This window comes from Bradyrhizobium sp. WSM4873 (assembly GCF_055811355.1).
The window spans coordinates 120351-133203 of the sequence record NZ_JBVVPS010000008.1; the positions used below are offsets into that span (position 1 = coordinate 120351).

Consider the following 12853-nt stretch of genomic DNA (forward strand, 5'->3'; position numbering starts at 1 on the left):
TGATTCGGGCGACATCTCGAAGGCCTCTCATGACAGAACCTGCTCGGCAGACGCCTGCCGAAAACGAACCCTCAAATCCGAGCGATTACGGGGCGGAATCGATCCGCGTGCTCAAGGGTCTCGACGCCGTTCGCAAGCGCCCCGGCATGTATATCGGCGACACCGATGACGGCTCGGGCCTGCATCACATGGTGTACGAGGTCGTGGACAACGCGATCGACGAGGCGCTCGCGGGCCACGCCACGCGCGTCGACGTGATCCTCAATGCCGACAATTCCGTCACCGTGCGCGACGACGGCCGCGGCATTCCGGTCGACATCCACAAGGGCGAAGGCATCTCGGCAGCCGAGGTCATCATGACCCAGCTCCATGCCGGCGGTAAGTTCGACCAGAATTCCTACAAGGTTTCCGGCGGCCTGCACGGCGTCGGCGTCTCTGTCGTCAACGCGCTGTCGAGCAAGCTCGGCTTGCGCATCTGGCGCGACAACAAGGAACACTATATCGAATTCGCCCATGGCGATGCGGTCGCGCCGCTCAAGGTGGTCGGCGATGCGCCCGGCAGGCGCGGCACCGAGGTGACGTTCCAGGCCTCGACGGAAACCTTCAAGAACATCGAGTATGACTTCGCCACGCTGGAGCACCGGCTGCGCGAGCTCGCCTTCCTCAACTCCGGCGTCAACATCGCCCTCTCCGACATGCGTCACGCGGTCGAGAAGCGCGAGGAGATGCATTATTCGGGCGGCGTCGAGGAATTCGTCAAATATCTCGACCGCAACAAGAAGGCGATCGTGCCGGCGCCGATCATGGTGCGCGCGGAAGCCAACGGCATCGGTGTCGAGGCCGCATTGTGGTGGAACGACAGCTACCACGAGAACGTGCTGTGCTTCACCAACAACATCCCGCAGCGCGACGGCGGCACCCATCTCGCCGGTTTCCGCGGCGCGCTGACGCGCCAGGTCAACGGCTATGCCGAGGCCAACGCGAAAAAGGAAAAGATCGCGCTCACCGGCGACGATTGCCGTGAAGGCCTCACCGCCGTGCTGTCGGTGAAGGTGCCCGATCCAAAATTCTCGTCGCAGACCAAGGACAAGCTGGTGTCCTCGGAAGTGCGGCCCGTGGTCGAGAACGTGCTGAACGAGGCGCTGCAGGCCTGGTTCGAGGAGCATCCCTCCGAAGCCAAGATGATCGTCGGCAAGGTGATCCAGGCGGCCGCGGCCCGCGAAGCTGCGCGCAAAGCGCGCGAGCTGACGCGCAAGAGCCCGCTCTCGGTCTCTTCGCTGCCCGGCAAGCTCGCCGACTGCCAGGAGAAGGACCCGGCGAAATCCGAGCTCTTCATCGTCGAGGGTGACTCGGCAGGCGGCAGCGCCAAGCAGGGCCGCAACCGCGAATTCCAGGCCGTGCTGCCGCTGCGCGGCAAGATCCTCAATGTCGAACGCGTCCGCCCCGACAAGATGCTGGGCAGCGAGCAGATCGGCACGCTGATCACCGCGCTCGGCACCGGCATCAGCGACGAGTTCTCGATCGAGAAGCTGCGCTATCACAAGATCATCGTGATGACGGACGCCGACGTCGACGGCGCCCACATCCGCACGCTGCTGCTCACTTTCTTCTACCGGCAGATGCGCGAGATCATCGACGGCGGTTATCTCTATATCGCCCAGCCCCCGCTCTATAAGGTCAACCGCGGCAAGTCCGAGCAATATCTGAAGGACGAGCGGGCGCTGGAAGACTATCTGATCGATACCGGTCTCGACGACTGCGTCTATATTCCCGGCAGCGGCGGCGATCGTACCGGCCGCGACCTGCGCTCGCTGGTCGACGACGCCCGCGCCGTCCGCGGCATCCTGCGCAGCCTGCACACCCGCTACAATCGCAAGGTGATCGAGCAGGCCGCCATCACCGGCGTGCTCAACAAGGCGATCTACGGCGATGCGGAGAAAGCTGCCGCGGCCGCGCAATACATCGCCGCCCGCCTCGACACCCTCGCCGACGAGGTCGAGCGCGGCTGGATCGGTCAATACGTCGAAGGCCATGGTTTCCAGTTCGAGCGCACGGTGCGCGGCGTCAAGGACGTCGCTCTCATCGACGACGCCTTCCTGGGCTCGGTCGAAGCCCGCAAGCTCGACGAGTACACGGTCAAGCTCCAGGACGTTTATGCCCGCCCGGGCAAGCTGCGGCGCAAGGACACCGAGCACATGGTTTACGGCCCGGTCGATCTGTTCGAAGCCGTCACCGACGCCGGCCGCAAGGGCGTCTCGCTGCAGCGCTACAAAGGGCTAGGCGAGATGAATCCGGAGCAGCTCTGGCAGACGACGCTGGATATCAATGCGCGATCACTGCTCCAGGTGAAGGTCAAGGAGGTCGACGAGGCCGACGACATCTTCACCAAGCTGATGGGCGACGTGGTCGAGCCGCGCCGCGACTTCATCCAGGAACATTCGCTGAGCGCGACGATCGATATTTGAGATCGTTCGCGCGCCGGCGATCTTGTTGGGGGCCATCCTTCGAGACGCCCGCTTTGGCGGGCTCCTCAGGATGAGGTCTCGTTTCGCGGCGAAACTCTAAACCCTCATGGTGAGGAGCGCCGCCTGCGGCGCGTCTCGAACCACGAGGCCGAGCTGCCAGGAGCTTGTGCTCGGGCCATCCTCTGAACCTCACCACCCGCCATCGCGACGAAGTGGCATGAACCCGCGAGGCCTGTTCCGGCCCGGAAGCGCCACGCCATGACCAGCTCCGTAGCAACCAGTTCCGCTGTACCATCTCGCCGTTTGGGCATCATCGGCAGCATTGTCGGCATGCTGGCGCTGATGGCGGCGGTGTTGCCGCATTGGATCGTGCCGATCGTGTTTCCGCCGGCACCGACGGACCAAGTCATCGTCGACACCGGACACCGCATCAAAGACCGCGTGATCGCGCGGGTGAAGGGTATGGAGTATCAGGCTCCGAAGGTCGAGAAATCGGCTGGACGAAGCTGGAGCGAAGCCTCCTCGGTCACGGCGATCGGTCCTTGCGCTCATTTCTCGGGAGGAACGGCTCCTCGCCGCCGTGGCGGCCACGCTCGGCACCGGCGCCGTCGCGATCGAAATCTCCTTTGTCGTGATCGGCGCGCTGATCCTGATCGCGATCCTCTATGTGGTGGCGAATATCATCGGGTTGTTTTAAGTCCCGCCGGACAGGCTCGAGCCGCGGCCGGCGCAATTGCTACCGCGCTCAATTCTCTGTAGTTTCCGGCTCGAAAACCCGCCCGCCCCACCCAACAGGACAGCGAGAACCCCGTGGCGCCCATCCAGTACATCGTCGAGGGCGGTCACCGGCTCTCGGGCTCGATCGAGCCGTCCGGCAACAAGAATGCCGCGCTGCCGATCATCGCGGCAGCCTTGCTCACCGAGCATCCGGTGACGCTGGAAAACGTGCCGCGGATCCGCGACACCGAGACGCTGGTCGAACTGATCCGCTCGGTCGGCGCGGCGGCGGAATGGACCGCCCGCAACACGCTTCATATTCACGCCAAGAGCATCCGCGCCGCCGATCTCGATCCTGAGCTATGCGTGCGCATCCGCGCCTCGATCCTGCTCGCGGGCCCCCTGCTCGCCCGCTGCGGCGAAGTGATGCTGCCGCCCCCCGGCGGCGACGTCATCGGCCGCCGAAGGCTCGACACGCATGTGCTCGCGCTGGAGCAATTGGGAGCCAAGGTCACCGCCACCGACCGGCTCGAATTCCGCGCTTCCAAACTGACCGGCGCCGACGTATTCTTGGACGAGCCCAGCGTGACCGCGACCGAGAACGCGCTGGTCGCAGCCGTCGCCGCCGAAGGCACCACCTATTTGCGCAACGCCGCGTCCGAGCCGCATGTGCAGGACCTCGCCAATTTCCTGGTCGCGCTCGGAGCTGAGATCGAGGGCATCGGCACCAACACCATGATCGTGCATGGCCCGGCGACGCTGGGCGGTGCGACCTACCGGATCCAGCCCGACCATATCGAGGTCGGCTCGCTGATCGGGCTCGCGGCCGTGACGCGTTCGCCGCTTCGCATCGTGCGCGCCGGCGTCGAGCATCTGCGCTCGATCCGCATGGGATTCGAGCGGCTCGGCATCGTCTGCCGCATCGAGGGCGACGATCTCATCGTGCCCTCGAACCAGACGCTGAAGATCCAGGACGATTTTGGCGGCCACGTGCCGAAGCTGGAAGACCAGCCCTGGCCGGCCTTCCCCGCCGATCTGATGTCGATCGCGATCGTCACCGCCACGCAATGCGAGGGCGTGATCCTGATGTTCGAGAAGATGTTCGAATCGCGGATGTTCTTCGTCGACAAGCTGATCGCGATGGGCGCGCGCATCGTGCTGTGCGACCCGCATCGCGCCATCATCGCCGGTCCAAGCCGGCTGCACGGCGCGACGATGACCTCACCCGACATTCGCGCCGGAATGGCCATGCTGCTCGCGGCCGTCTGTGCCGAGGGCACCTCCACGATCAACAACGCCGACCAGATCGAGCGCGGCTACGAGCGCATCGACGAACGGCTGAATGCGCTCGGCGCGAAGATCAGGCGCGTGCCCGAGCGGAAGGGGTGAGGCGCTTCGGCTCCCAATCCGAAAATGGTCTCGTGCCCCGGACGCAGCGCAGCACGTCAGTGATGCGCTGCTGAGCCGGGGTCCACGCGGCCAGAAGCCGTGCCCGCAACTTCTGGATCCCGGCTCGCGCTTCGCGCGTCCGGGACACGAGGGCCATGTTTTCGTCGCTCGGTGATGCTATTGGGTGATCATGCTCGACACCGTCCAGCCTCGTTCGCAGCCGCAAGCCGGCGTGCCGCCAAATCTTCTCGCCGACGAATTCGTCGAGACGCTGCGGCTGGCCGTGCCGATGATGCTGACGCAGCTCGGGCAGATCGCGATGATCACGACCGATCTCGCGCTGATCGGGCGGCTCGGCGAGAGCGCGGTCGCAGCAGCGGCGCTGGCGCATACAGTCTATTTCGTCAGCTTCACTTTCGGGCTCGGATTAATGGCGGCGGTGTCGCCGCTGGTCGCGCAAGCCTTTGGCGCCGGCGATATCAGGCGCATCCGCCGCTCCTTGCGCGTCGGCTTGTGGGTCGCGTTGCTGATCTCGCTGCCGATGATGGCCTCGCCGCTGTATGGCGAGCACATCCTGGTCGCACTCGGCCAGGCGCCGCATTCGGCCGCGCTCGCCCAGCGCTATCTGAATGGCCTCGCCTGGGGCATCGCGCCGGCGCTCGGCTTCATCGCGCTGCGCAGCATGATGAGTGCGGTGAACCGTCCGCAGGCCCCGCTGTGGATCACGCTCGCGGCGATCCCCGTCAATGCCGCGCTGGTCTACGCCCTGATCCACGGCCTGTTCGGCCTGCCGGAGCTCGGCCTGTTCGGCGCGGGGCTTGCGACCACCATCGTCAATCTCGGCACGTTCGTCGCCACGCTCGCCATTGCGGGGCTGCGCAGGCCGTTCGCGGATTATCGTCCGCTTGCCCATCTCTGGCGGATCGACTGGCCCCTGATGCGCAAACTGATCGCGATCGGCGCCCCGATCTCGTTCTCGCTGCTGCTGGAATATGGCCTGTTCTCTTCGGCCGCGCTGCTGATGGGATTGATCTCGACCACGGCGCTCGCGGCGCATCAGATCGCGCTCCAGGTCACCGCCGTGCTGTTCATGGTCCCGCTCGGCATCGGCATGGCGGCCACTGTGCGGGTCGGCCATGCCTTCGGCCGCGGCGACCCGGCCGGGGTGAAGCGCGCAGGTCTCGTCGCAGCTGTGATCGGGATCGCGTTCGTCTCGGCCCTGACTGTCGCGATCATCTTCGGCCGCTATCAGCTCGGACGGCTGTTCTTCGGCAGTGGCGAGGTGAGCATGCCGACAGTCGAGCTGACCGCGAAGCTGCTGCTGGTCGGCGCGACCTTCTTCATCGCCGATGCCATCCAGACCATCATGGGCGGCGCGCTGCGCGGCATCAATGACACCAGGATGACGTTGGTATTCGCCGCGATCGGCTATTGGTGCGTGGGCTTTCCCATCGCCTGGTACCTCGCTTTTCACGCCGATCTCGGCGCGGTCGGTGTCTGGATCGGACTGTCGATCGGATCGTTCGTCTATGCCGGACTTCTGATCTTGCGCTTCCGTATGCTGACGCGCAAACTGGCGGGATGAACGGAACCGTCCGCGAAGTTACCCCCGATGTCGACGCCGGCACGCTGCTGGCCGGTGCGCAGTTCATCGACTCCTTTCGCGTGGAGATCGGCCCAGCACCGGTGAATGCCCGCGAGGTCTGCACCAGGATGGTGTTGCACGGACCGCGCTGGATCGCTGCACTGACACGCCTGCGCAACATTTTGGTGACGCCCTTTGGATTGAAGACATCGGGCGAGGGCGCACCGGCGCCCGGAGGTTTGATCGGCCTGTTTCCGGTGCTGAGTGAAACGCCCGAGCAGCTGGTCGCCGGCTTCAATGATTATCATCTCGATTTCCGCATCGTGGTCGATGTGGCCGGCGAAGCGGTGCCGCGCCACGTCACCCTGACCACGCTGGTGCGGACCAACAATCGGCTGGGCCGCGCCTACCTCGCGCTCATCACGCCCTTTCACAAGCTCGTCGCCCGCAGCATGATGGGGCGGCTCGCGGAGCCGGCGCGATGACGCTCTCCCTCGACCTCTTTTACTCCTTTCGCAGCCCGTTCAGCTATCTGGCGCTGCCGAAAACGCTGAAGCTGGTCGAAACCTACGATCTGGCGGTGAATCTACGGCCGGTCTATCCGCTCGCAGTCCGTGTGCCCGGGTTTTTCAAGAAGGCCAGCCCGAACTTCATTCGCTATGTGGTGCTCGACAGCACGCGCGTGGCGCAGCACGAAGGCATTCCGTTCCGCTTTCCGAGGCCCGATCCGATCGTGCAGGACAAGGTCACGTTCGATGTCGCGGCGGAGCAGCCCTACATCCACCGCCTGACCCGGCTTGGTGCCATGGCGCAGCTCGAGGGACGCTCGCTCGCATTCACCGATGCGATCGCCCGCGTGCTGTGGGACGGCTCGGTGGCGGGCTGGAACGAAGGCGATCATCTCGCGCGCGCCGCCGACAAGGCCGGCTTCGATCTCGCCGCGATGGATGCCGCGATCACCGCCGACCCGGATCGCTACGAGCAGGTGATCACGGAGAACGAGAAGGACCACGCCGCCTCCGGCCATTGGGGCGTGCCGACCTTCGTGTTCGACAACGAGCCGTTCTTCGGCCAGGACCGCATCGATTTGCTGGTCTGGCGCATGGAGAGCAAGGGGCTGGCGAAGCGATAAGCCGCGGCCGTGAACCAACCTCTGCGTGCGTGCGACTGAGACGTTGCGCCCCAATCCCGGCGGCGCCTTCGGAGCTCGCATGCACCTGGCAAAATTCTTCCACCGTCCGCCCGGCGACGACGATCGCGAGTTGATGCTGATCCCGGGTAGAGATCCCATGGTGATCGGTATCAACATGAACTGGAGCGGCGATCCCGATGCGGATGAATTTCTGCGCGAGAAATTCTCCAACATGGCGGACGCTGCCGCGGCCTTTCGCCGCCATATGGCCGACCTCGTCGCTGCCGGCTACGTCGAGACTTGCCACACCCAATATACGCTGCGCGAGCTACCGCCCGATCCGCAGGTCAAGCCGGACTGGCAGAAGGGCCTGGACGAACTCATGGTGCTGGCGCTGAGCGCGCCAATGGAACAGCAGGCAAGGCAGCTCGAGACGCTGAGGGGTACACCCGCCGTACATGAGCCGCTATATCTCTGGCATGACGCGCGTCGCGGCTACGCTGCCGGAGACGATGCGGCACAGGCAGTGCGCCTCGCCGAGCAGGCGCGCGACGCTCTGGTTGCACGGCGCGCCGCCGAAAAGCCGCATTATGCGTGGTCAATCTACGAAGGAGATCTCGAAGGAAGCATCCTGGAATTGCTGAGCGATGCCTATATCGAGGCCGGCAATCCCGAGGCCGCGCTAGAGACGATCGAGCATCTCTGCAAGATCGCCCCGAGCCAGACCCGCATCGTCAAGCGCGCCGAGTTGCTCTGCAGCCACTTTCCCGAGCGGCGCGAGGAAGCCTTCGACGATGCTTATCAATGGTCCGAGTTCGGCGGCTTCGAGGAGATCATGGCGCTGCCCGGCTATGCCGAACATGTGGCGCAGCGCAAGGCACGCAAATCTGTAAGAGGCTGGCGCTGGAAACGCGGCACGCCGGCGAGCGAAGCTGACGTCAGCGCGGCGGAGCAGGCGCTCGGCGCCCCGTTGCCGCGCGATTATCGCAAATTCCTGCTGAGGCGCGGCGAGACCGAGTTGCTGGTACGGCTGCCGGAATCCTCGTCCGAACTCCGCTTCTATTCGCCGGGCGAGCTCACCACACAGCGGCGCAATGTCCTGAACTTCATTGCCCATTCCGAGGACGAGCTCGAAGAAGCCTGTGCCTATTTCCGCAAGACATATGGCGTCTCGCTCAAGCATCTGATCCCGGTTGCCGAACCGTCGCAGCTCAGCCGCTGTCTGCTGCTCCATATCGAGCCCGGCGAGCGCTCTGGCCAGTGTTTCCAGTGGGATCACGACGGCGGATGGGAGCTGGAACAAAGCCAACCGAGTTTCGACGTTGCATTGAAGACGTTGACGGACGGCATCACGCGGCGCGATGCGACGGCGCTCGCGTTCTTCGAGCTCTGAACTCTATGCCGACGCGTTTTTCTTACGCGACACGATAGCCACTTCGCTCGAAAACGCTCCGCTCACTCCACCACGCGCGCGGGCTTGTCGGCCGCGGCCTCGGACCATTCGCCGACGACGCGGTCGAGATCGCAGAGATTCTGGTGCATCTGCTCGAGCGAAAAGCCGAGTGCGAAGAAGCGCTCCGCGGTGTCGCTCGGCTGGCCGCGGATCAGGCCGTCCTGGCGCACGGCGGCAACCGCCTCGGCGTAATGCTGGAGCGCGACATGGACGGGATGGATCGGCGGCGCGCCGGCGCCTTCGCGCAGGGCGGCGGCGGCCGAACGCAGGAAGCGCGCGATCACGGTCGAGACCTCCGTCAGCGGCGCGGCAAGCCGCGTCTGCACCTCGGCCGGCAGCGGCACAACGGTCGAGCGACCGATCATCACGACGTCATGGCGCAGCCGCAAGATCGTGCGCAACAACGGGCCGGTGTCCGGGCCGCTCGATAATCGCGCAGAGCGCTCGCGCTCAGCCTCGGCGCCAATGGTGTTCATGCCGACCATTGCGGTACCGATACCGTCCTGAATCCGATGCAGCGCGTCATTGTCCCGGCCGCGCGTCAGGCCCGCGAGCAATTCGGTGAAGGCCTCTGCGATCAATTCCAGCAGCTTCGCCGCGCTGGCGCGGATTTGCCGGACCGCGCGCGATGGCAGCACCAGGAACGAGACCAGCAGCCCCGTCACCGCGCCGACCGAAACTTCGCTGACGCGATCAATCGCCGAGGCCATGGGATCGGCATGATGCATCGAGGGAAGCACGAGCACGATCACGGCCGTCACCGTTGCAGAGCTCAGATTCGGATAGATCGATGCGACGAAGGCAAGCGGCGCCACGGCCAGCACCAGCAGGCCCAGCAGGCCCAGTTCGCCGGAATAGGGGATCAGGATCGCGATGGCGCCGCCATAGATCGCGCCGCCGATGGTGCCGAGCATGTAATCGCGTGTCGCCTTCAGCGATCGCCCGACGCTCATCTGGGTCACGATGATGGAGGTGAGGACAGCCCAGAGCGGCAACAACAGATTCAGCGCGGTGGCGAGCGCGTAGGCGCCGGTGGCCGCAACCGTGACCCGGACCGCCAGCCCCAATTGGGTCTTTCGCGACCAGACCCGGTCGAACAGCTCTCCTGCGAATGCCATGGTCGCGTATCCCGGTCCGATCCTCGTAAAGCCAGCCAAAAGCATAGCTGATGCCCGCGGCCCCGAGCCCGCTTGAAAGGCCAAATCAGCCCGCCTAACTTGCGCGCCAAAACGAGGAAACACGATGGCTCACGAAACCGCAACGCTCGCCGCCTATGTCGCCAACCTGAAATTCCAGGATATTCCGGCGGAAGTGCTGGATCGCGCGAAAGTGCTGACGCTGGACTTCCTCGGCAGCGCGATCCGGGCCCGCAGCGAAGCGGAATCGACCCCCTCGATCCTGAAGATGCTGGAGGCGCTCGCGCTCGACACCAGGGGCGAATCCACCGTTTTCGGCGACAGCAAGACCTGGACGCCGGCGGTCGCGGCGCTGCTCAACGGCGCGCTCGGCCATTCGCTCGACTTCGACGACACCCATGCAGACTCTTCGCTGCATCCGAGCGCGCCGGTGGTTCCGGCGGCCTTCGCCATCGGCGAGATGGTCGGCGCGTCGGGCCGCGACGTGCTGACCGCGATCGTTGCGGGCTACGAGGTCTGCTGCCGGCTCGGCAACGCGCTCGACCCGACCTCGCATTATGCCCGCGGCTTCCATCCGACCGCCACCGCCGGCACCTATGGCGCAGCCGCGGCCGCCGGCAAGCTGTTCGGCCTGTCCGAGCAACAGCTCATCGCCGCCTTCGGCGTCGCCGGCAGCCAGGCCGCGGGCTCGCTGCAATTCCTGGTCAACGGCGCCTGGAACAAGCGCTACCAGGTCGGCGCCGCCGCGATGAACGGCGTGATCGCCGCGACGCTCGCGCGCAACGATTTCGTCGGCGCGACGGAATCGGTCGAGGGCAAGCACGGCCTGCTCGCCGGCTACACCGACGATGCGCATCCCGACAAGGCGGTCGCCGAGCTCGGCAAAACCTACGAGACCATGAAGATCGGCGTTAAACCGTATCCGAGCTGCCGCTATACCCACGCCGCGATCGACGCGCTGATCGCGATGCGGCGCGAGCACAATCTGACGCCCGATCAGATCAAGCGCGTCGAAATCGGCCTGCATCGCAACGGCATCACGCTCACCGGCGACGCCGCGACCAAGCGGCACCCGACCTCGATCGTCGGCGGCCAGTTCTCGATGTTCTTCACCGGCGCGCTCGCGCTTGACCAGGGCTCATTCGGCTGGGACGACTACGCCCGCCTCGGGGACGCAGCCATCGACGCGCTCGCCGACAAGTTCGACGTGGTGCAGGACGACCGTCTCGAGATCGGCCGCACCCACCCCTTTGGCGCACGCGTGAGCATCACGACGGACGACGGCGTGCACGAGCGGCTCTTTGCCGACCCTTCCGGCGAGCCGACCTCGTTCCCGGATGCGCAAGCGATGCAGCAGAAATTCTTGACGCTGGCCCGCCCGGTGCTGAACGCGCGTGCGGAGAAATTCGCGGACGCGATCATGACACTGGAGCGGTTCGACCGCGTGGCGAAGGCGACGGAACTGGGGAGGTAAAGCTCCTAATCCTCCCCCGCCAGCTTTCCCTTCTCGCGCGTTGCCGCGACCACGTCGCGCACCAGATCGAACACGCCATCCGCTTCCGGCGGTGCGTTCGGCGAACGGCCTAACCGCACGATCACCAGACGTTCCGACGGAATCACGATCGTGTACTGCCCGATCGTGCCCTTGGCGAAGAAGGCATCGCGCGGCCAGCCGTGATCGATGCGGAAGGTCGCGCCAAAACTGTCGCCCTGGTTGGTCCAGAAGCCGGCACCGATGCCGACCCATGCATTGGGCGTCGCGGACGCCGAGTAATTCACCCAACCCTGGGGCAGGATGCGCCGGCCGCCGGCGATGCCGTCGTTGAGATAGAGTTGGCCGAAGCCCGCCCAGTCGCGCGCGGATGCGAGCATCTCGCTCGACCCCTTGATCGTGCCGGCGCCGTCGAGCTGGAGCGTGACATGGCGCATGCCGAGCGGCGCGAACAATTCGCGGCGCGCGAAGGCAAGCGCTCCTTCGGGATTGCCGCCGGCGGCGTTGCGGATCAGATGCGCGAGCATGATGGTGTTGCCATCGTGATAATTCCACACGGTGCCCGGCGCGGTCGCAAGCGGCATGCTCGCGGCATAGGCGGCCATGTCGTCTTCGGTGAATTTCATGCGATTGACCGGCTCGAAGGCGGAGCCGAGCGAGGCCTGCAGCGAGCTGCCGAGCGCCAGACCCGCGGTGTGGCGCAGCAATTGATCGACGGTGATGGCGTGGCGCGGATCGTCCGGATTCGTCCAGGCGGCGACCGGTGCGGGCCCGTCGAGCTTCAGTCGGCCCTGGCGCACGAGAATCCCGGTGAGAGCCGAGATCACGGACTTCGTCATGGAGAAGCCGAGCAGCGGCGTCTCGGGTCCGATGCCGTCGGCATAGCGCTCCGCGATGACGCGGCCCGACTTCATGACGACGATCGCGCGGGTGCGGCGATATGGCGGCGAGGTCGGCTCGGCGAAGGCGCGATCGAGCGCGGCTGCCAGCTCCGGGCTTTGCGGCGGCACGATTGCGGGGCCGGCAATCTCGGGCAGCAACACCGGCGGCCTATCATCAGGCGGCAAGGCGACGTCGGTGATCCCTCGGCCGTGCTCGAGCGTGCAGCCGAGGCCGTCGCGATAGACGGCGTGGCTGCGGCCAATGCCGAACAGCGTCACCGTAACGTCCTTGCGCGCGCGATCGACCTGATAGTCCATCGCCCAGGTGAGCAAACCGGCGCCCGGCATCGCATCAATGGTCTCGGTCAAATTTCGCCCGACATCGAGGCCCGAGACAAACGTGTCCGCGCAGAGCACGTCGGCGATGAAGCCGGTGGCGACCCTGGGCACGTCATGGGCGCGAACCGCGCCGAGCGCGAGGCCGGCAAAGGCGATGGTGGTGGCGAGAAGGACAATCTTGCGGCGGCGGGTCACGGGCTTGCTCCGGCTTGAGACGCGTGCCGGAGACGAAGCGGCATTCACGCCCTGCCCGCTCGCCGGATT

At 65.6% G+C, this 12853-nt stretch carries 9 protein-coding genes; 7 read left to right on the top strand and 2 right to left on the bottom strand.

Annotated elements, in window-relative coordinates; translation table 11 throughout:
- Positions 1-29: 29 nt before the first annotated feature.
- From gyrB to AC0L21_RS14100, 6 genes are all read left to right on the top strand, one after another.
- Positions 30-2465, top strand: a complete 2436-nt coding sequence (gene gyrB / locus AC0L21_RS14075; protein ID WP_473262392.1) for a DNA topoisomerase (ATP-hydrolyzing) subunit B — start codon at positions 30-32, stop codon at positions 2463-2465.
- A gap of 810 nt (positions 2466-3275) precedes the next feature.
- Positions 3276-4571, top strand: a complete 1296-nt coding sequence (gene murA / locus AC0L21_RS14080) for a UDP-N-acetylglucosamine 1-carboxyvinyltransferase (protein ID WP_063992128.1) — start codon at positions 3276-3278, stop codon at positions 4569-4571.
- A gap of 190 nt (positions 4572-4761) precedes the next feature.
- The gene (locus tag AC0L21_RS14085; protein WP_473262394.1) at positions 4762-6156 is read left to right on the top strand and encodes an MATE family efflux transporter; all 1395 of its coding nucleotides are present in this window, start codon (positions 4762-4764) and stop codon (positions 6154-6156) included.
- Positions 6153-6641, top strand: a complete 489-nt coding sequence (locus AC0L21_RS14090; RefSeq protein ID WP_473262396.1) for a DUF2867 domain-containing protein — start codon at positions 6153-6155, stop codon at positions 6639-6641. The genes AC0L21_RS14085 and AC0L21_RS14090 overlap by 4 nt, the downstream gene beginning before the upstream one ends.
- Entirely contained in the window at positions 6638-7288 is a 651-nt protein-coding gene (locus tag AC0L21_RS14095; RefSeq protein ID WP_473262398.1) for a 2-hydroxychromene-2-carboxylate isomerase, read from the top strand. The genes AC0L21_RS14090 and AC0L21_RS14095 overlap by 4 nt, the downstream gene beginning before the upstream one ends.
- Positions 7289-7367: 79 nt before the next feature.
- Positions 7368-8681: an SMI1/KNR4 family protein gene (locus AC0L21_RS14100; protein WP_473262401.1), complete on the top strand. Its 1314-nt coding sequence runs from the start codon at positions 7368-7370 to the stop codon at positions 8679-8681.
- Positions 8682-8743: 62 nt separating this feature from the next.
- Here AC0L21_RS14100 and AC0L21_RS14105 read toward each other — a convergent pair whose 3' ends face one another.
- Entirely contained in the window at positions 8744-9859 is a 1116-nt protein-coding gene (locus tag AC0L21_RS14105; RefSeq protein ID WP_473262403.1) for an FUSC family protein, read from the bottom strand.
- 124 nt (positions 9860-9983) lie between these two features.
- Between AC0L21_RS14105 and AC0L21_RS14110 the strand changes: the two genes are divergently transcribed.
- On the top strand, positions 9984-11351 hold the full coding sequence (locus AC0L21_RS14110; RefSeq protein ID WP_473262405.1) for an MmgE/PrpD family protein: 1368 nt from the start codon (positions 9984-9986) through the stop codon (positions 11349-11351).
- 5 nt (positions 11352-11356) lie between these two features.
- Here the strand turns inward: AC0L21_RS14110 and AC0L21_RS14115 are convergent, their stop codons facing one another.
- The gene (locus tag AC0L21_RS14115; RefSeq protein WP_473262407.1) at positions 11357-12784 is read right to left on the bottom strand and encodes a serine hydrolase domain-containing protein; all 1428 of its coding nucleotides are present in this window, start codon (positions 12782-12784) and stop codon (positions 11357-11359) included.
- Between the last annotated feature and the right edge of the window lie 69 nt (positions 12785-12853).